Source organism: Planctomycetota bacterium (assembly GCA_033763975.1).
Classification (GTDB): domain Bacteria; phylum Planctomycetota; class Phycisphaerae; order Phycisphaerales; family UBA1924; genus RI-211.
Genome location: JANRJM010000013.1, coordinates 374,530 through 394,686 on the forward strand (window position 1 = coordinate 374,530; position 20,157 = coordinate 394,686).

Here is a 20,157-nt window from a genome sequence, read left to right on the forward strand (position 1 = left end):
GCCCAGCACACATCGGGGTGAGGGGAGACTGGTCCCACGAGACGGGCGGAACCATGACGGCGCGCAGGGCCGCCGCACCCGCAATGTCCGGCGGGGGTGCCGGCCTTGCACCGAGATCGAAATCGCGGCCGACCTAGGACCGCACGCGGACCACGATGAGCGTCTTGTCGTCGGGCACTTGGGCGAGCCCGGCGAACTGCCGGACCTCCCACAGGATGTGCTCGAGCACGCTCGGCGCGGTCACCTCGCGCCCGCCGCGCAGGGCCGTCAGCATCGCCTGGCGCAGGCGTGCCTTGCCGAAGCGTTCTCCGGCGAAGTTCACGGCGTCGCACACGCCGTCGGTGTACCCGACGAGGACGTCGCCGGGCGACAGATCAAACACCGCCCGCTGGTAGCGCTGGCTGGGGTCGACACCCACGACCATCCCGCCAACGGAGAGTTCGTCGACGTCCGCGCTGCTGGGCGGGCGGTGGGTGGGCACGCGGACGATCATCGGGGGCTCGTGCCCGGCGGAACAGTACGTGAGGCGCCGGTTCGAGGGGTCGATCACGCCGTACCACAGGCTCGCGAACTCGTCGTCGCGCATGTCGCGGCAGAGCGCCTGGTTCACGCGCGCCACGACCTCGTCGAGGTCGTACACCTCGCGGGCGTGGGCCCGCAGGCTCGATCGGACCGACGCCATGAGCAGCGCCGCGGCGATCCCCTTGCCCACGACGTCGCCGATCGCGATGCCCACGTGCCCGGAGAGCTCGATGAAGTCGTAGAAGTCGCCCCCGAGCTCGAAACTGGGGATGTACTTCGCGGCGAACTCGAGCTGCGGGCTGTTCGGCACGCCCCGGGGCAGCATCCGGCGCTGCACGTCGCCGGCGAGCTGCAACTGGCGCTGCACGCGCTGCTCTTCCTGCTCGAAGCGCAGCAGGCGCGACTGCTCGAGCGAGACCGCCGCCTGCTGCGCCAACGCCCCCAGCAGCCGCTTGTCCGCCTCGTCGAACCGGCGCACCCCGCGCGCGTACAGGCGGATGACCCCGAGCGTGCGCTCCTTGAACACCAGCCCCGCCTGGATCGCCGAGCGCAGCCCCTCGCGACGCACTTCCTCGCGGATGAACACCCGGTCGTCGAGCAGCAGGTCCTCCACCACGACCATCCGCCCCGCGATCACCGCGCGATCGAACTGGCGGTCCTTGCTCAGGGGCAGCGGGTTGTCCAGCCACTCGCGCGACAGCCCGCGGCTGGCCTTCAGCAGCACGTCCTCCTCCAGCGGCGCGATGCCCCCGTCGGGATCCTCGCGGAACAGCACGATCGACCCCGCGTCCAGCTCCAGCACGTCTAGCGCCGAATCGAGCGCGACCTTCAGCACCTTCTCGGGGCCCGCCGCCCGCACCATCAGCGAACTCATCCGCGACAACGCCGAGATCTCCCGGATCCGGTCGCGCAGCTCGGCCTCGTACTGCACGATCTCGCCCGTCGACTGCGCCAGTAGCGTCATCACCCGCTCGAGCCGGTCTCGCGCATCGGGCGCCAGCACCGGCTCGCCCGGCCCCAGCGTCAGCATCCCCACGCGCAGCCCGCCCAGCATGAGCGGGAACGTCGCGACCGGCGCCGGAATGTCCGCCGGGTCCGCCACCGCCCATCCCTCGCTCTGCGCCACGATCACGCGCCCGGCCGGGTCGCGCAGGTCCGCCCGCACCCCCGTGAGGCGCGTGAACTCCGCGCACAGGCGCGCGAGCGAGCCATCGGTCAGGAACTCGACGATCGACGCGTGCCGCGACGGCGCGCTCCGCGCCCCGCCGGCCCCGTCGGTCGCCGGCACGGGCGCGGCCCGATCGGTCGAGGTCGCGGGCGCTGGGCCGGCCCCGGAAGATGTCGCGCCCGGGCCCGCGTTCACTTGGCCTCCCCGCCCACCCACACCCCGCGCAGCAGTTCCGCGAGCGCGTCCGTGCCCGGGGCCGCCTGCCCCTTGAGGGTCGCCTCCGCCGCACGCTCGCGCTCGATGGTGTCCAGCCCGCGCATCATCAGCCCGGCGTCGTCGATCTGGAAGCCGACGTACGCCAGCAGCAGCGCCGCCTCGGGGCTCGGCACGCCCTTGTTGTCGCGCGACTTGTCGAGCGCCTCGACCAGTTCCGCCGCCACCGTCCGCAGACGCTGCGGGTTCGGCATCGTCTCGCCGGCGTACCGCACGCCCACCAGTTCCGGGCGTTCCTCGAAGAGCACGCGCAGGTTCACCGCGGCCGAGAGGTACAGCCCCGCGCCGATCTGCGCGTGCAGACGCCCGAGCATCGACACGACGTCGCCCGGGCGCATCGCCAGCGCCCGCGCGAAGTGCTCTTCCGCGTCGAAGTACTGCCCCTGCCCGATGAGCCGCTGCCCCGTCGCCACGTGGTCGGCGTACAGGTCGCCCGGGTTCGGCGCGTCGAGCAGGTACGACTCGACCGTGCCCCCCATGTCGCGGATGGCGTCCAGCAGCGCGCGGTCGACGTTCGTCACGCGCGCGGAGCGCTCGGTCGCCAAGTCGCGCTCGTCCGCGCGCGTGGCCGTGCCTTGCGTCAGCCCACGATCCTTCAGCCGCCCGCGCAGCGAACGCAGCGACTCGACCCAGGCCGGCTCGCGGAAGCCCTGCACGCCCGCGGTCGGCTGGCCCGTCGAACCCGCCCCCGGCCCGCCCGGCGCCTGCAGGCCCGGCACCGGCGAGCCCGGCGTCTGCCCGCCCGGCGTCAGGCCTCCCGGGGTCAGGCCTCCCGGGGTCTGGTTTCCGGGTGTCTGGCCACCGGGAGATTGCGGCCCGGCGGGCTGCGAGCCCGCGGGCGCGCCCGGGGTGGCGTCGGCGGGCGCATCGGCCCCCAGGGGCTTCAGGCGCGCTTCCATCCGAGAGACCAGGTCGTCGTACGCCGTCCGCACCGCGAGGTCCTGGCGCCGATCGGGGGCGGTCGTGGCGGCGCTCGCGTTCGCGACGGGGCGCTGCGCGTTCATGGCGGCGGTTTCCGGGTCCACCAGCAGCCCGGCCGTCAGGTCCGCGACGAGCGGGTCGTTCCGCACGCCCAGCAGGCTCGACGCGGTGATCCGCTCGTAGCGGCTCTCGACCTGGCGCGTGCCGACAACCGCGGGGCTGAGCGATCGCGTGGACGAGAATGCGGCGGTCGATCGCAGCGTGCCCATCTGCGGCGCGATCGAGTCGGACCCCTCGGCGTCGAAGGGCGAGCTCGAATACGTGGGCGCGCGCAGGCGCTGCCCGGGGGGCGCGGGCGGGCCGAAATCCAGCCCGCCGCCCAGGCGCGTCACGGTTCCGACCTGGTCGCGGGTGTTGCCGGTCGTGAAGGCATACTGGTACTGGATGGACTCCGAGCCCCGCCAGCCCATTCCCAGCCCGCCGCTGTAGGAATCGCGCCGGAACCGGAAGAGCGAATCAGAGCCGAGCGCGGCGCGGAACTCGCCGACGTCGGAATAGGGGGGCGCGATCTGCAGCGACCGCCCGCCGGTGGCGTGCCCGGTCACGATCGCGTTGCGCAGGCGCACTTCCTCGCGGATGTCCAGCGGGCGCACCTCGCGGATGCCGGTGCGCTGCAGGCCCGTGCCGTCGCCCAGGGCGTGCTGCGCCAAGGCGGCCGGCGCCACGAGGGTTCCGCCCGCCGCCGCGATGATCCACTGCGTCCGTCGCATGCCGTTACCTCCGTGCCGCTCCCCCGTTCGGGAAGAGTAGGGGGCTTCACCCCCTATACTCGCCCCCGTGCCGAACCCGTACTACCTCACGACCCCGATTTACTACGTCAACGACCGAGCCCACATCGGTCATTGCTACACCACGACCATTGCGGATGTTCTCGCCCGGTACCAGCGCCTGCTGCGGGGCGAATCGACCCCCCCGACTGGCCCCTCCGAGGTCTTCCTGCTCACCGGCACCGACGAGCACGCCGATAAGGTCGTGACCAGCGCCGCCGCCAACGGGCACACGCCCCAGGCCTGGTGCGATCGCAACGCCCAGGCCTTCCGCGAGGCCTTCGCCTTCATGGGCGTCTCGTTCACCGACTTCATCCGCACGACCGAGCCCCGCCACAAGGACCGCGTTCCCGAGTACGTCGCGGCCCTCATCGCCTCGGGCGACATCTACAAGGGCGAGTACACCGGCTGGTACGACGAGGGCCAGGAGGAGTACGTCACCGAGTCCGCCGCCCGCGACGCGGGCTTTAAGAGCGTCATCTCGGGGCGTCCGCTCGTCCAGCGCACCGAGGCCTGCTACTTCTTCCGCCTCTCGAAGTACCAGGACGCCCTCCGCGATCTCATCGAGAACAACGCCCGGTTCATCCGCCCCAACGCCCGCCGCCAGGAGGTCCTGGGGCGCCTCCGCCAGGGGCTGAACGACGTGCCCGTCTCGCGCCCGGTGACCGACGATCCCGCCACCCAGTGGGGCATCCGCATCCCCGGCGACCCCTCGCACCGCGTGTACGTCTGGATCGACGCGCTGTTCAACTACCTCACGGTCGTCGACACGCCCGAGCGCCGGCGCTTCTGGCCGGCGAGCCTGCACCTGATCGGCAAAGACATCCTCTGGTTCCACGCCGTCATCTGGCCGGCGCTCCTGCTCGCGCTGCGCGCCTCGGGCCCGGCGTACGAGTGGGTCGCCCTGCCCCGCAGCATCTTCGGGCACGGCTGGTGGGTGAGCAACGGGCAGAAGATGTCCAAGAGCCTGGGCAACTTCATCGACCTCGAGCGCCTGCAGGCATACGCCGCCCGGTACTCGCTGGACGCGCTCCGCTGGCACCTGCTCTCGCAGGGGCCCTTAGGGGGCACCGACGCGGACTTCTCGCACGACAAGTTCGTCGAGGTGTACAACGCGGACCTCGCCAACGGCGTGGGAAACTGCGTCAGCCGCGTCGGCAACATGATCGAGAAGTACTTCGCGGGCGCGATGCCGCCGTTTGACCCCGCGCCGCTCGCGGGTGTGATCGATGTCCCGGGCGTCTGTCGCGCCGCCGCCGCCGACGCGCTGGCCGCACTGGCCGAGGACGATCCCGCCGGATCCGCGGCCCAGGGCGCCAGAATCGTTCGCGCGGTCGACGAGTTCATCGGCGCAACCGCGCCGTTCAAGCTCGCGAAAGACCCCGCCAACCTCGCGCAGGTCGGGTCGATCCTGGGCGTGTGCGCGGAGGCGCTGCGCGTGGCGTCGGTGCTGTTCGCCCCGGCGATGCCCGACAAGATGGGCGCGCTCTGGCGGACATGGACCTGCGCGCCCCCGCCCGGGGCCACGCTCGCGGCGCTGCTGGAGTTTGGTGGCCCGCACGCGCTGCGCGTGGGCCAGCGCATCGCCAAGGGTGACAATCTGTTCCAGCGTGCGAACCCGGCGGACGCGCCGCCGGGGGCCGAGCCGGCGACGCCCTAGTCCTACGCCGCCCGGGGGCCTGTGGGCCCGCCCAGGTCGTCGCCCAGCAGGGCGCGCAGGTTGTCCAACTGGCGTGCGACGCGTTCGATGGCGTCCTCGGCGTGGTGGGGCCGGCGCGGGGGCGGGGCGATGTCGGGCTCGTCGCGTCCGACCAGGCGCGGGCGCGGGCCGCCCGTCGTCGGGAACGGGATCGCGTCGGTCGTCTCCGCCTCGTCGTGCAAACGCAAGTTGCCCACGGCCTCGCCCCTTCCGGCACTCCACACGCGCCGGAGAGACATCGGGTGCGATGGAACGGCGATTTCACGGTTGAGACGCATGAAGTCCCCCAGATCAGGCAGGCCGGGCCGTCATGCCCCGCACGCCCCCCGCCGCTTGCCGTCGGCGCAGGAGCGAGAACTCGGAGCGCCGCAACTATCGGACTTCCCGCCCGCGGGCCGTCAGTTCCGCGAGCGCGCCCCGCGGGGATGACCGATAACCATCGGCGCGGGCGGTTGCCGGGGCGGGTGGCCCCCCGCGCCGCACGGCCCGCCCCCCCGGAATATCGTGCGAACGGGCCGCCTCCACGGGCGGTGCGGGCGTGCCCGAAGGCCGATGAGTCGTGGCGAAGATCAGCCGCTGATGACCGACGACGCTCGTCAACTCGTGCACGCGCTCTCCTTCGACATTGAGGACTGGTTCCACATCGTCGAGGTGAAGGCGGTGGAGAACCCGGAGCACTGGCCCCGGCTGTCCGCGGAATCCTCGCTCGTCGAGCGGTACACCGATCTCATCCTGCGCATCTGCGACGAGGGGAATGCCAAGGCGACCTTCTTCGTGCTCGGGTGGATCGCGGAACGTCACCCCGCCCTGGTCAAGCGCATCGCCGATGCCGGGCACGAACTCGCGACCCACTCGTTCTGGCATCGCAAGGTGTATGAACTGACGCCCGAGGTCTTCGCGCGCGACCTGGCCGACTCGCTGGAAGCAATCCGCGCGGGGGCGGCCGGTTCCGGGCCGGGCTCTGTCGGCGCGGTCCGCGGCTTTCGGGCGCCGTCGTTCTCCATCACGCCCGGAACAGAATGGGCGTTCGACGTGCTGCTGGACGCGGGGCTCTCGTACGACGCGAGCCTGTTCCCGGGAACTCGGGGGCACGGCGGGTACGCCTGCCCGCCCGGGGCGCACGTCGTGACGACGCCCCGGGGGCGGAAGATCCCGGAGTTGCCGATGTCGGTGGCGCCGGTGGGTGTTGGGCCGCTGCGCAAGCGCATGTGCTACAGCGGCGGTGGGTACCTGCGTCTGCTGCCGGGATTCATGATCGAGCAGGGCGTACGCGCCGAGGCCGAAGCGGCGCGCCCGACGGTGGTGTACCTCCACCCGCGCGACTTCGCGCCCGATTGCCCCAAGGTCCGCATGCCCCCCCACCGCTACTTCAAGTGCTACGTCGGCACGCGGACGACCGAGGCCAAGTTGCGCCGGCTGCTCGCGCGGCACCGGTGGGACACCTGCGCGAACGTGCTGGCCCGCGCGGGGCTCTTGCACGACACGCCGCCCGCGAGCGGCACGCCTTCGGAGACCCGGCCATGAACGGCGCCGATACCACCGGCGCACGCCCGGACGCCGCGCCGGCGAGCGACGCGCCCCCGAGCGGCCCGGAGCGCGCCAGCCCGCACTCGATGGGCAACCGCGTGGCCCGGGTGCTGTGGGGCGTCGTGTACAAGGTGCTCTTCCGCCCTTCGCCCCGGCCCTGCCACGCCTGGCGAAACTGGCTGCTCCGGTGTTTCGGCGCGAAGCTGCACCGCACGGCCCGGGTGTACCCGACGGCCAAGGTCTGGGCGCCCTGGCTGCTGGAGATGGGCGAGCGCGCGACCCTGGGCGACGACGTCGACTGCTACTGCGTCGGCGGGGTGACGATCGGGGCGTTCACCACGGTGAGCCAGTACACGTTCCTGTGCGGCGCGACACACGACGCGGACCTCGAGTCGTTCCCCCTGCTGCCCAAGCCCGTGCGGATCGGCTCGTGGTGCTGGGTCGCCGCGGACGTCTTCGTCGCCCCGGGCGTCACGATCGCGGACGGCGTGGTGGTGGGCGCTCGGTCGGGCGTGTTTCGGGACCTTCCGGAGTGGGTGTTCGCGGCGGGGACGCCCGCGCGCGTGGTCCGCCCGCGAAATCGGCCTCGCCGGGCGTAGTCGAGTCGCACCCCGGTCTGTACGATAGGTGTTCGTCGCGGGGGCCTCGGGGGGGGAGATGACCGGGGCACGGGCCGCCCCGCCGCCCGTCCGAACCGTCGCCCGTCGGTTCCCGTAGGTCCGTACCCATGCGTGTTGCTGCCGCCACGCCCGCCTCGAGTGTCGCCCCGGAGGAGGGGTGGGGCTCGCTCACCGCGCCGGTGAGCGTGGTGATCCTGACGCTGAACGAAGAGGTGAACATCGCCGACTGCCTGCGCAGCTGCGCGTGGTGCGACGACGTGCACGTGGTGGACTCGGGCTCGACGGACCGCACGGTGGAGATCGCGCGGGCGATGGGGGCGAAGGTCTACCACAACCCGTTCGAGAGTTTCGGCAAGCAGCGCAACTGGGCGATCGAGCACTGCCCGTGCACGCACGAGTGGATCTTCCACCTCGACGCCGACGAACGCTTCACGCCCGCGCTGGTGGGCGCGATGCGCGAGCTGCTCGCGCGCGAGCCGGCGACGGCGGGGTACCACATCCCGCAGAAGTTCATGTTCATGGGCAAGTGGCTCAAGCGGGCGGCGGTCTACCCGACGTACCAGATGCGCCTCTTCCACAAGACCCGCATGCGCTTCTGCGACTGGGGGCACGGGCAGCGCGAGATGACCGAGGGCGAGGTCGGCGTGCTCAATGTCCCGTACCTCCACTACGGGCTTTCCAAGGGCCTGTCGGAGTGGATCGACCGGCACAACCGCTACAGCACCGCCGAGGCCATCGAGGCGGCGAAACTCCTGGGCGAGAAGGCCAACTGGCGGGACGTCTTCAGCAAGGACCCCATCCGCCGCCGCCGCGCATACAAGGAAGTCTCGTACCGCCTGCCCTTCCGCGCGTCGATCCGGCACATCGTGACGCTCTGGGTGCTCGGGGCGGCGTTCGAGGGCAAGCCCGGGCGCACCTACGCCCAGCTCCTCAACCTCTACGAGCGCATGATCACGCTGAAGCTCCGCCTCATCCGCGAGAAGGCGGCCCGGCACCGCGCGACCGAATCCCCCGACTTCGAACGCGACACCCTCCCCCGCGTGCGCACCGCCGCCCCGCCCCCCGACGACGGGCTGACCAGCCACCGACGCGAGCGCCCCGGGGGCACGAGCGTCGCCATCCCCCAGAACGGCGACGCGGCGGGCGCGTCCTTCGGGCTGACGCCGCGTGCACCCGACGCCCGCCCCGGCGCGGACGCCGATATCGTGGTGGAGGTGACCACGCCGACCGGTGACATCGTGCAGTTGTTCCCGGAATCCACCCCGTGGACGTTCAAGCAGAAGGTCTTCCGCGCGATCTGGATGCTCGTGGGCAAGCCGCTGTTCCGGATGTCGTTCCACAACTGGTACGGCGTGCGTGCCGCGATCCTGCGCCTGTTCGGGGCGCGGGTGGGCGCGGGCGTGCGCATCCGCCCCACGGTGAACATCGAGGTGCCCTGGAACCTGCACATCCACGACGGGGTGACGGTGGGCGACTATGCCATCCTTTATTCGCTGGGGGTGATCGAGATCGGCGAACGCACGATCGTGAGCCAGTACGCGCACCTATGCGCGGGGACGCACGACTACACCGACCGGCGCTTCCCGCTCATCCGCGACCCGATCATCATCGGTGCCGACGCCTGGATCGGCGCGGACGCGTTCGTCGGGCCCAACGTCAAGATCGGACGCCTCAGCGTGCTCGGCGCCCGCTCGAGCGCGTACAAGGACCTCCAGCCGGGGATGGTGTACGCGGGCAACCCGGCGCGCCCGCTCAAGAAGCGCGAGCTCCACTAGCCCGGACCGCCTCCCCGCCGGAACGCCCTCGCGATGACCACCACGCTCGAACCGCTCCCCACGCGTGAGGCCGGCACGCACGCACCCCCCCTGCGCGTCGCGTTCGTCGCCAACAACCTGACCCCCTACCGCGTCCAGGCCCACGTGCGGTTCCGGCGCGAGATCCCCGGGCTCGAGATCCGCACACTCGTCACCTGGGATATCTCGCGGAATCTCTGGGTCTACCGCGAGATGCCCGACATCGGCGTCACCACATTCCCGGGCGCGATCGCCGAGAGCATGGTCGGATCCATCGACTACTACGTCAGCGACTTCCGCACCGGCGGACGCGTGATCGCGGACCTGGCCGCGTGGCGGCCCGACGCCGTCGTGGTCTGCGGGTACGGCTTCCCCGCCATGATGCGCACCCTCCGCTGGTCGCACGCCCGGGGCATCCCCACGCTGCTCTGGACGGACAGCAACGCCCACGCCGATACGGCCCGGGGGATCAAACGCGCCGTCAAGAACGCCGTCGTCCGAAGCGTCGTCCGCGCGTGCGACGCGATCCTCGTGTGCGGGGAGAACGGCGCCCGCTACTGGGCGGCGTACGGCGCCGACTCGTCGCGCATGTTCCGGGTGCCCATCGAGCCCGAGTACCGCCTCATCGGCGCCTCGCCCCCCGAACTCGTCCGCGAGGTCGCCCGCATGCACGACCTGCGCGAGGGGCGTCGGCGCCTCCTCGTGTGCGCCCGCCTCGTCCCCGTCAAGGCGGTGGACCAGGCCATCGACGCCTTCTGCGCGATCGCCCGCAAGCGCGAGAACCTGGACCTGGTGATCCTGGGCAACGGCCCGCTCCGCGCCGAGCTCCAGGGGCGCGTGCCCAGCGTCCTGCGCGAGCGCGTGAAGTTCGCCGGCTTCCAGGACCGCCAGGAGGTCGTCAACGCCTTCTATCAGTTGTGCGACGTGCTCGTGCACCCGGCGACGTGGGAGCCCTGGGGCGTGGTGCTGCTGGAGGCCGCCGCCGCCGGGCTCGCCATCATCACCACGACCGTCGTGGGCGCGGCGCCCGAGACATCGCACGACGGGCTGAACGCGCTTGTCATCCGCCCGAACGACCGGCGGGCGCTCTCGAGGGCGATGATGGACGCGACCGAGCCGGGGCGCCTGGAGGCGATGAAGGCCGCGTCTCTCCAGATCAGTGCGCACTTCCGCGAGGCGAACGACCCGGTGCGCGGGCTGCGCGACGCGCTGCGGTGCGCGGGCGTGCGGGGCGTCTGACGAAGGGCGTCAGGCCCGCGCCTCGGCCGACGCCGGCTCGCCCGGGTCCTCGTACGACACCAGCGGGATCTCGTCCTCGGGCGACGCGAACTGCGCGTTCCACGCGGCGAACACGCGCTCGCGGTACACCAGGCGGCAGACGATCGCCATCGTGTACCACGTATCGGGCGCGCCCACGAACGTCCCCTGCTTCAGCGACAGCAGCACCAGGTACGCGCCCAGCGCCAGCATCACCGCCGCCGCCGACCGCTCGCTGGGGTCCTCGCGGTGCGAGGTCCAGAACTCGCGCCCGGCCTTGTACATCCACACGAGCAGCACGATCGTCACCGTGATGCCCAGCAGCCCGTACTCGCCCAGCATCTCGATGAACAGGTTGTGCGCATAACTGTGCGGATGCCCGGAGACGTAGGAGTACGCGTTCGTTCCCAGGCCGAACAGCCACTTCGCCGGCTGCTGCAGGAGCGCATCGATCAGGATCCACGCCTCGAACGCCCGGTCGGCCAGCGTGTCGAACTGCGCCTGCAGGTCCCACCGCCGGCTCTGCTCCACGTTCTGCGCGATGAAGAACCGCAGGGCGATGAGCGCGACCCCGCCGACGGCCCCCAGGCCGATCAGGCTCACGAAGAACTGCTTCACGTTGCGCACCGGGCGCGCCAAGGGCCAGAAGAGCGCCATCACGAGCAGCGCCAGAATGAGCTGCCCGCGCGACCCCGCCGCCACCGCGATCCCCAGCCCCAGGAACACCCCGCCCAGGCGCGCCAGGTTCACCAGCCTCGTCGCGCGCGACGGGAGCATGAGGGCGGCGACGATCGCCAACTGCCCGCCCATCTGCGCGGTCGCGAGCGGGCTCCCGCGATAGTCCGCCACGCCCTGGAAGTATCCGATCTCCAGCGTGAGGCGTCCGGCGTAGAACTTCGCCTGCGGGTTCGTGAGGAACAACCCGATCACCACGCACCCGGCGATCAGGAACGGCATGAAGAACCGCTGCACGTCGCGGACGTCGCTGAACACGAGCGGGAGCAGCAGGATCTGCATCACCCAGTACGGCGCGCCGTCGATGGCGCGGGCGATCGCCGTGTCCTGCGACGGGCTGTAGAGGATCGCGAACAGCCCGAACATGTACATGAACAGCAGCAGCACGGCGTAGCGGTTCCAGTACCCGATGAACACGCCCCGACCGCGCGTCACGCTCGACAGCACCGCGATGCAGACCCCCGCGAAGATGATCATGTTGAACCACGACGAGTGCTGCGCGAAGATCGGCAGGTACGTCATCTGCAGCTGCTTCAGCGGGTAGAGGATCAGCACGAGCGCGAACGCGAACGCCGGGCGCTGATAGCACAGCACCATCGACGCGGCCAGGGCCGCCAGCACGAGATACCCGAACGCCGCGAGCATGCGATCTCCGACCCCCCGAGACACTCCCGCCCACGAGCCGTTCGCTCGGCGCGGGGTGGATGTTCGGCGGTGTTCCCGAGATATCGGTCACTGGCACGCGTCGCTGCAGGACGCCCAGGACCGAACACCGGTAGAACATCATATCCGGCAAGGCGACCGCCACCGGATTTGCCCGCGTCCGATCGATTGCGCCCGCAGCACCGGCGGGAGCGGCGGGGATGGCGCGAGCGGGGCACGTTGTGCAGATGTGCGTCCCGATGGGCCTCTTTCGCCCGGCGGGGGCAACGTTGCGCGGGGGCGCGCCGATGCAACCTGCGGCACTGGCGGAGGACCCGCCATCGCCGGAGGAGATCGCCATGCCCAGCGTCCTGCTGACCCTGACGTCCACGAGCCGCGCCCGACTGTTCGCCGCGGTGGCGGGGCTGACGGCCGGCGTCGCGCCCTCGCTCGCGCAGGCTCCGCCCGCGAACGCCCCGGCCCCCTTCAGCCTCTACTGGAACGTGAACTCCACGCAGGCGAACCGCCCGAACATCTCGGGCGCCAACAACCTGCGCACGAACGTCGTGATCTTCGACGCCGCTCAGCTCGGTTCCTTCCCGCTGCAGGGGCCCCACATGATGGAGCTCGCCCCCGGCGGACGCGAGGCGTTCATCCAGGCGCACGTCGCCCGCATCGCCTCGCAGATCGGCGGGTACGGCAAGATCCCCGATGAGTCGTGGGAGGGCTACGCCGTCATCGACTACGAACTGTGGATGCCCTACTGGACGCTGCACGTCAACGACGCGTCCACGGGCGCCTTCGACGCCAACGACCGGGACTTCCTCGACGACTGGCGCGACTACATCCGCCAGAACCGCCCGACCCTGCTCGCCGGCCGCACTTTGCAGGAGCAGGAGCAGATCTTCGCGGACACGTACATCGAGTCGGGCTCGGCCTTGTTCACCGCGACGATCCGCGAGTGCAAGCGTCTGCGTCCCAACGCCACCTGGGGGTTCTACAACCTGCCGGGCATGATGTACTGGACGTGGGTGGGCAACGTCAGCCCGCACACGCAGCGCCGCGCGGACGCGCAGCGTGTGCACGACGTCGAACTCGCCTGGCTCCACCCGGAGGTCGACGCGTACTTTCCCTGCTTCTACACGTACTACACGTCGGTGCCGCACCCGACCCCGCGCACCCGCCAGGACTCGTACGCCGACAACAACGCGTGGTGGAGCCGCGCCATGGTCGAGTGGCGGCGCTTCGCCGGCGACAAGCCGGTCGTGCCCTACATCTGGTACTCGTACCACGACGGGGCGGGCAACCACGGGCTGCCGTTCCTCAACGACTTCAACGCCGACAACAACTTCCGGGCCGCCCAGCGCAACGGCGCGAATGACGTGATCGTCTGGGGATGGGTGCCCACCTCTGCAGAGCGCGATCGGGTCCAGCAGTACCTCGACGACCGCTTCTTCCCGATGTGGAATCAGCTCGACGCCGAGCTCGAGGCCCTCCGCAACCCGCCTCCGCCGCCCCCGCCCCCGCCCGAGCCGCCCACCGGCGGCGGCGGTGGCCCGCCCGCGCCCCCGCCTCCCCCGCCCGAGCCGCCCACCGGCGGCGGTGGTGGCGATCCGCCCCCGCCTCCTCCGCCCGAACAGCCCACCGGCGGTGGTGGTGGCGATCCGCCCCCGCCCCCGCCTCCCCCGCCCGAACAGCCCACCGGCGGCGGCGGTGGTGATCCGCCCCCGCCCCCTCCCCCGCCGCCCGAGCCGCCCACCGGCGGCGGTAGTGGCGATCCGCCTCCCGCGCCGCCCGAGCCCCCGTCCGGCGGCGGCGGTGGTGAGCCGCCCGCGCCTCCCGCGCCGCCCGAGCAGCCCACCGGCGGGGATCCGCCCTCGCCCCCGCCGCCCGGTGGCGACGATCCTCCGCCCACGGCCCCCGGTTCGTCGGGCGGCGGCTCGGCGCAGCCAGTCGCACCGCTTCCCCCGTCCGCGCGCTCGGCGCGCGACATCCTGAACACGGCGCGCGGACGCACGTCCGGCACCACCACCGGCGGCGGCAACCCGGCCCGCCTGCGCTTCACCCAGGTGGTCGCACCCACGCCGCCGACGACGGGCCCGGCGCCCTCGGGCGGCACGGGGTCCGGGGGCGCGTCGCCCTCAGGCCCGTCGGGCTCCAGCGTCATCGACATCACCCGGCGCAACCGCGTCAGTGTGCCGAGCGTGGCGCGACCCGACCGCATCAGCATCATGGAAGCACTGATGCGCGCCCGCGGGAACCGATAGACCTATCTCGGGCGGCGTGGCGGACACGCCCCGTCGCCCGCTTCTACCATCGAGCTCCCCGGCGCGGGTGCTCGGGCGCCCACACCCGCATGAAGATCCTGCAGCTCACCAGCTCGCTCTCGGCAAAGGCCGGCGGACCTCCGATGGTGGTCACGCGCCTCGCCGCCGCACAGGCCGGGCTGGGGCACCAGGTGACGTTGTGCTCGTACGAGACCGCGCCCGGCGACGCGGAATCGCCCGTCGACATGGCCCGCGCGGGCGGGAACCTGACGAACGCGCGCCTGCCGCGGGGCGGGCGTCTGGAGCGCGTGCTCCCGCGCGCCGGGATGGGCGTGCTGCGCTCGATGCTCCCGTCGTTCGACATCCTGCACATCCACTCGCTGTGGGAGCCGATCTGCCTGGGCGCGTCGATGGAGGCGCGCCGCGCGGGCGTGCCCTATGCCCTGGCGCCGCACGGCATGCTCGACCCCTGGGCGCTCTCGGAGAAGGCGCTCAAGAAGAAGGTCTTCCTCGCGCTGGCCTACCGGCGGATGGTGGAGCGCGCCGGCATGATCCACGCGCTGAGCGCGTACGAGGCGACGAGCATCCGAGCGCTGGGCGTGCGGGCGCCGATCGAGACCATCCCCAACGGGGTGTTCCTCGAAGAGATCGACCCGCTGCCAGCGCCGGGCAGCTTCCACGCGGCCCGCCCCGAACTGCGGGGCGAGCCCTACGCCCTCTTCCTGAGCCGCCTGCACCCGGTGAAGGGGCTCGACATCCTGGCGGAGGCGTTCGCGCGCGTGCTGCAGGACTGCCCGGACGCGCGCCTGGTGGTCGTCGGCCCGGACTGGGGCGCGAAGGAGCCGCTCGAGGCGCAGGCGAAGTCGCTGGGGATCGCCGAGCGGGTCCACCTGACCGGGCCGCTCTACGCCAAGGACAAGTTCGCGGCGATGGTCGACGCGTCGTGCTTCGTGCTGCCGAGCAAGCACGAGGCGTTCAGCGTGGCGATCGTGGAAGCGCTGGCGTCGTCGTGCCCGCCGGTGATCAGCGAGCAGTGCCATTTCCAGGAGGTTGCCGACGAGGGCGCCGGGTTCTGCGTGCCGCGCGAGCCCGAGCACGTCGCCCGCGCGATGGTGATGCTGCTGCGCGATCGTCCGCTGCGCGCGAGCATGGGCGCCGCCGGACGGGCGATGGTCGAATCGAAGTACACCTGGCCCCGGATCGCCGCCCAGAGCGTCGAGGCGTACGCGCGAGCCCGTCGCCCCCGCTGAGGCCGCCCCCCGCGCCTTCTACCATGTGCCCCCGTCGCGGGGGAGAACCGTGTGACGACCGCCATACCCACCCCGAACCCCCCGCTGCCCGCGCCGACGACCGGCACCATCCGCGTCGTCATCCAGCAGCCCTGCCTCAGCCACTACCGCGTGCCGGTGTTCCGCGAGCTCGCGTCACGCCGGGGCCTCGACCTGCTGGTGCTCTACGGCGACGAAAAGGGCATCACGAACGTGGCGCCCGAGGGGTTCCGCGCCGAGTTCGTGAAACTGCACGACATGCGCGTCGCGGGAACGCTCGTGCGGTACCACGCGGCCCAGTTCTCGCACTGCCGGCGCGAGTGCGCGGACGTCGTCGTGCTGTCGTGGAGCACCCGCTACGCCTCGCTCGTGCCCGGGCTGGCCCGCGCGCGATGGAACGACTTGGGCGTCGTGCTGTGGGGTCACGGGTACTCCAAGGCCGAGACACGCATCCGCCGGCGCCTTCGCACGCTTCTGCCGGGCGTGACGGATTCGGTGCTGTTCTACAACTACACGGCGGCGCAGGACCTGATCGACACGAACCTCATCCGCCCGGAGAGGGTCTTCGTCGCGCTGAACACCATCGACCTCTCGCCCGTGCAGGCCGCCGCCGACGTCTGGCGTCGCGACCCCGCGCGCCTGGCGCGCTTCCGCTTCGAGCACGGGCTGGGCGCCGGGCCCGTGGTGCTCTTCGTCTCGCGCCTGTTCGCCGAGAACCAGACCGACGTGCTCGTCCGGGCCGCCCCCGCGCTCGCGTCGAGATTTCCCGGCGCAAAGGTCGTCATCGTCGGCGATGGCCCGGACGCGCCCCGCCTGCGGGCCCTCGCCAAGGACATCGGCGCCGACGACGCGGTCCGCTTCGCCGGGGCCGTCTTCGGCGAAGAGAACGTCGCCCCCTGGTTCCTCTCCGCCGATGTCTTCTGCTACCCCGCCAATGTCGGCCTCAGCCTCATCCACGCGCTCAGCTACAGCCTGCCCGTCGTCACTGGCGACCGCCTGCAGAGCCAGAACCCGGAGATCGAGGCCTTCCGCGACAACGTGAACGGGCTGCTCTTCCGGCACGCCGAGCCCGACAGCCTCGTCGAGACCTTGTCGCTGCTCCTGGGCGACGCGGCGCTGCGACGGCGCCTCAGCGAAGGCGCCCTCGACACCGTCACCAACGACTACTCGATCCCCAAGATGGTCGACGGCATGGAGGCCGCGATCCGCTACGCCGCCGCCCGGCACCCGCTCGCCTGATCACGCCCGGCGGAACACCAGTTTCGGTCGAGGCTCCAGCCAGACGCTGCGGCATCGCCGCACGTACGTGAACCCGGCCTCTTCCGCCAACGTCCGCAGCACCCGCGCCGAGATCGCCGGCCCGCTGTCCAGCGCGATGAAGCCCCCCGCCCGCACCACCCGCGCCAGTTCGTGCACCAGCGACTCGACCTGCGCAGGACGCAGGTACAGCCCCACCACCCCGCCCGAGATCGCAAAGTCCGCGCTGCCGTCCGCCACGCGCTCCCCGCGCACCACCAGCGGGCGGCTGATGTCCTGGCACTCGAACCACGGACGCATCACCTCGCCACGCGCGCTGCGGAACGACCCCGCCGCGCCCCGCGCCCGCGCCACCTCCACGTAGCGCGACACCGCCTCGAACCCGATGATCTCCCACGACGGGTTCCCGAAGCGGCACAGAATCTCCGTCGACGTGCCCGGCCCGCAGCCCAGATCCAGCAGGCGCGCCCCGAACCGCGGCACGCGCCCCGAGATCGCCCGCGGGATCTGCCGCGACTCCACCCACACCTGCGGCAGGTTGTACGCGTGAAACTCCTCGTCGCGCAGCCGCGAAAACCCGTCGAGCACCGCGCGGGGATCGGCCCCGATCATCCCCTGCCCCTGGATCCGCCCGCCCCGCGCCCGCACCGACAACTCCCGCGCCTTGCTCCGCAGCAGCGCCTTCCACGGCAGGCGAACTTCCCGCGCCATGCGGCGCGAGATGTGCAGCACCCCGCCGCCGGGCGCGCCTGATGCGAGTTGTCCGGTCCGGCTTCCCAGCGTCGCGTGCGTCACACAGTCTCCAGTCGTCCCGCCCTGTACTCTTCTTCGGAAAGTAAGCGGTCACTTTACGTCGGATTTCCGTCCGCCGCAGGATGAACGTTGCCCCGCACGCCCGCAGATCTCGGGTTCCGGGGAAACTCTGGCCCCGTTCGTAGCGCTGCCTTCGCGCTCGCTCGGCGCACTGTGCGGCGTGTGCATGCGACCATCTCGTGCGCCCGGGTGTGAAGTCGCTCAGGCCCCCCGCCCGCATTCCGGGCACTGCACAGACGGAATGCCGGCGAGTTCGTACCCGCACGGGCGGCAGGCGGTCGGGCCGCGACGCGAGCGCTGCTTCCAGAGACGGGCCTGCTGCGACAGCGAGTGCAGGTCTTACGTGAGCACGTCCCGAAGAATGGACCGCACGCCGTACGCCGCGGCGAGGAGCACAAGCGCCATGAGTATCATGCAGCCGATTCCGAGGCCCGTGCCACTTTGCCGGCGCGCGCTCGTCTGCTTCGCGCCCGGCTCGGGCGTCAGCTCGGCCAGACGACGCTGCGCACATTCGGGCAATCCTGATGGCTTGCGCGTCGCGAAGCAGCGTGGCAACTGCCCCAGGACTCGCTCACGAACACCCGCGCACGATTGCACGAACACCGCGATCGCCGCCGACGCCTGCGGATCATCGCAAGCCGTGAGAAAGAACCACCGCCCGGCCTCTCGTGTGTCCCGCATGTCGCAAGACAGCCGTGCGATCCGCTCGCACAGCTCCGCCGAGTACCCCGCTTCGCGCACGCGCGACATGAGCCTGCGTCGCGCACTGCCCAGATCCCCAGCGACGACATCCCGCTCAACTCGCTCGATGAGCCGGCGCATCGCGCACCTCCCTCACACCTGCAACACTCCCGTCCTGAACGGCTGACCGTAATCCCACGCCTGATTCGCGGCGTCCAACGCCGCGATGAGTTCCTCGCGCGTCTTGTGGGGCTCGATCATCCGGTCGACCCACCCGCGTGCCGCGCCGTGGGTGATCGCCGCCTGCTCGGTGTACGACGCGTGGATCGCGCCGTAGATCTTCTCGTGCGCCGCCTCGTCGATCGTCTCGCCCTTGCGTTTGCGGCTTGCTTCCTCGATCTGCACCAGCACGCCCGTCGCCTGGTTCGCGCCCATCACCGCGCACTTGGCGCTGGGCCACGCGAACGACAGGAACTGATCGAACGCGCGCCCGCACATCGCGTAGTTGCCCGCGCCGTACGAGCCCCCCAGGATCACGACGATCTTCGGCACCACGCAGTTGGCCATCGCGTTCACCATCTTCGCGCCCGCGCGGATGATGCCCCCCTGCTCGCTGTCGCGCCCGACCATGAACCCCGTCGTGTCATGCAGGAACACGATCGGGATCTTCCGCTGGTTGCAGTCCATGATGAACCGGGCGCTCTTGTCCGCGCTGTCGTCGTAGATCACGCCGGGCATCTGCACGGCCTTGGATGGGCCCGCCTTTCCGCCCGCCACCGCCCGCTGCACCAGTTTCTTCTGATTCGCGACGATGCCGCACGCGTGCCCGCCGATCGAGGCATAGCCGCAGACGATCGACTGGCCGTAGTCGGCCTTGTATTCGTCGAAGTCGCCTTGGGTAGTCCGGCTCTCCGAGCCGGGCGGCTGTGCATCCACGAGGCATGCGATGACTTCCTTGATGTCGTACTGCGCGCCGGGCTTATCGGTGAACACGTCGTCAATCGTTACGGCGCTCGATGGCGGAGAAGGCATCGCGGCGGCAAGGCACCGAGGCATCGAGTACTTCGCCATCAGGCTCCGCAGCCGCTCGATGCACGCCTCGTCGTCCTTCTCCTTGAAGTCGATCGTCCCGCTGATGCTCGCGTGCATCGTCGCGCCGCCGAGTTCCTCGTCGGTCACTTCCTGCCCGATCGCGGCCTTCACCAGCGCCGGCCCGGCGAGGTACAGCCCGCTCCCTTCGGTCATCAGCAGCGTGTCGCACAGCACGGGCAGGTACCCGCCCCCCGCGACGCAGTAGCCCATGATGGCCGCGATCTGCGGGATTCCCATCGCGCTGATGACCGCGTTGTTGCGGAAGATCCGCCCGAAGTCGTCCGTGTCGGGGAACACGTCCTCCTGCAGCGGCAGGAAGACGCCCGCGCTGTCCACCAGGTAGATCAGCGGCAGGCGCGCCATCATCGCGATGGTCTGCGCCCGGATGATCTTCTTGCACGTCATGGGAAAGAACGCCCCGGCCTTCACCGTCGCGTCGTTCGCGATGATCATGCACCGGCGCCCCTGCACGGTGCCGATGCCGGTCACAACGCCGGCCGCGGGCGCCCCGCCGTGCTCCTTGTACATCTCGTGGGCGGCCCAGAGCCCGAGTTCCTGGAACTGGGTACCCCCACGCTCCGCGTGGGGTCTGTCCACGAGCAACGCGATCCGCTCGCGCGCGGTGAGGCGGCGTTTCTCGTGCTGGCGTTCGATGGCCTTCGCCCCGCCGCCCTCGCGGATCTTCGCTTCGGTGCGGAGAAGTGCCTCGGTCTGGTCGCGCAGGGAGTTGGCCGCAGCGGGGGACGTGCTCATAGGCCGCTAGGGTAGCGACGAACCCTCGAACCCCACGAGCGG

Annotated in this window: 15 protein-coding genes; 8 read left to right on the plus strand and 7 right to left on the minus strand. The window is 71.2% G+C overall.

All coding sequences use genetic code 11. The features are described 5' to 3' along the window. Window positions 1–133: 133 nt before the first annotated feature. Together SFY69_08880 and SFY69_08885 are read right to left on the minus strand one after the other, a co-directional pair. On the minus strand, window positions 134–1,885 hold the full coding sequence (locus SFY69_08880; GenBank protein MDX2132153.1) for a GAF domain-containing SpoIIE family protein phosphatase: 1,752 nt from the start codon (window positions 1,883–1,885) through the stop codon (window positions 134–136). Continuing rightward, window positions 1,882–3,654 carry a hypothetical protein gene (locus tag SFY69_08885; protein ID MDX2132154.1) on the minus strand — a complete coding sequence of 591 codons (1,773 nt, stop codon included), beginning with the start codon at window positions 3,652–3,654 and terminating at the stop codon, window positions 1,882–1,884. Before SFY69_08885 ends, SFY69_08880 begins: the two co-directional genes overlap by 4 nt. Before the next feature lie 67 nt (window positions 3,655–3,721). Between SFY69_08885 and metG the strand changes: the two genes are divergently transcribed. Next, complete coding sequence (gene metG / locus SFY69_08890; GenBank protein MDX2132155.1) at window positions 3,722–5,371, plus strand: methionine--tRNA ligase; 1,650 nt, start codon at window positions 3,722–3,724, stop codon at window positions 5,369–5,371. A 2-nt stretch (window positions 5,372–5,373) separates the two neighbouring features. Here metG and SFY69_08895 read toward each other — a convergent pair whose 3' ends face one another. Further along, window positions 5,374–5,607 carry a hypothetical protein gene (locus SFY69_08895; protein MDX2132156.1) on the minus strand — a complete coding sequence of 78 codons (234 nt, stop codon included), beginning with the start codon at window positions 5,605–5,607 and terminating at the stop codon, window positions 5,374–5,376. Window positions 5,608–5,989: 382 nt separating this feature from the next. On the opposite strand from SFY69_08895, the gene SFY69_08900 reads away from it, so the two are divergent. The 4 genes from SFY69_08900 (at window position 5,990) to SFY69_08915 (ending at window position 10,589) form a co-directional block, all read left to right on the plus strand. Beyond that, complete coding sequence (locus SFY69_08900) at window positions 5,990–6,934, plus strand: polysaccharide deacetylase family protein (protein MDX2132157.1); 945 nt, start codon at window positions 5,990–5,992, stop codon at window positions 6,932–6,934. Further along, window positions 6,931–7,536 carry a putative colanic acid biosynthesis acetyltransferase gene (locus tag SFY69_08905; protein ID MDX2132158.1) on the plus strand — a complete coding sequence of 202 codons (606 nt, stop codon included), beginning with the start codon at window positions 6,931–6,933 and terminating at the stop codon, window positions 7,534–7,536. Before SFY69_08900 ends, SFY69_08905 begins: the two co-directional genes overlap by 4 nt. Before the next feature lie 128 nt (window positions 7,537–7,664). Then, on the plus strand, window positions 7,665–9,332 hold the full coding sequence (locus tag SFY69_08910) for a glycosyltransferase (GenBank protein MDX2132159.1): 1,668 nt from the start codon (window positions 7,665–7,667) through the stop codon (window positions 9,330–9,332). 33 nt (window positions 9,333–9,365) lie between these two features. Then, window positions 9,366–10,589 carry a glycosyltransferase family 4 protein gene (locus SFY69_08915; GenBank protein MDX2132160.1) on the plus strand — a complete coding sequence of 408 codons (1,224 nt, stop codon included), beginning with the start codon at window positions 9,366–9,368 and terminating at the stop codon, window positions 10,587–10,589. A gap of 9 nt (window positions 10,590–10,598) precedes the next feature. On the opposite strand, the gene SFY69_08920 is transcribed toward SFY69_08915, so the two are convergent. Further along, window positions 10,599–11,987, minus strand: a complete 1,389-nt coding sequence (locus SFY69_08920; GenBank protein MDX2132161.1) for an O-antigen ligase family protein — start codon at window positions 11,985–11,987, stop codon at window positions 10,599–10,601. Window positions 11,988–12,343: 356 nt separating this feature from the next. Between SFY69_08920 and SFY69_08925 the strand changes: the two genes are divergently transcribed. The 3 genes from SFY69_08925 to SFY69_08935 all read left to right on the plus strand — a co-directional run bounded on the left by SFY69_08925 (window position 12,344) and on the right by SFY69_08935 (window position 16,758). Continuing rightward, on the plus strand, window positions 12,344–14,251 hold the full coding sequence (locus tag SFY69_08925) for a hypothetical protein (GenBank protein ID MDX2132162.1): 1,908 nt from the start codon (window positions 12,344–12,346) through the stop codon (window positions 14,249–14,251). Window positions 14,252–14,340: 89 nt separating this feature from the next. Beyond that, a complete protein-coding gene (locus SFY69_08930; protein ID MDX2132163.1) occupies window positions 14,341–15,501 on the plus strand; it encodes a glycosyltransferase in 1,161 nt (386 codons plus the stop codon). A 51-nt stretch (window positions 15,502–15,552) separates the two neighbouring features. Further along, entirely contained in the window at window positions 15,553–16,758 is a 1,206-nt protein-coding gene (locus tag SFY69_08935; protein ID MDX2132164.1) for a glycosyltransferase family 4 protein, read from the plus strand. Here the strand turns inward: SFY69_08935 and SFY69_08940 are convergent, their stop codons facing one another. The 3 genes from SFY69_08940 to SFY69_08950 form a co-directional block, all read right to left on the minus strand. Beyond that, window positions 16,759–17,571: a class I SAM-dependent methyltransferase gene (locus SFY69_08940; protein MDX2132165.1), complete on the minus strand. Its 813-nt coding sequence runs from the start codon at window positions 17,569–17,571 to the stop codon at window positions 16,759–16,761. Window positions 17,572–17,928: 357 nt separating this feature from the next. Beyond that, window positions 17,929–18,411 (minus strand): DUF6584 family protein, encoded by a 483-nt coding sequence (locus SFY69_08945; protein ID MDX2132166.1) that lies wholly within the window; start codon window positions 18,409–18,411, stop codon window positions 17,929–17,931. A 12-nt stretch (window positions 18,412–18,423) separates the two neighbouring features. Next, complete coding sequence (locus tag SFY69_08950) at window positions 18,424–20,115, minus strand: acyl-CoA carboxylase subunit beta (protein MDX2132167.1); 1,692 nt, start codon at window positions 20,113–20,115, stop codon at window positions 18,424–18,426. Window positions 20,116–20,157 lie beyond the last annotated feature (42 nt).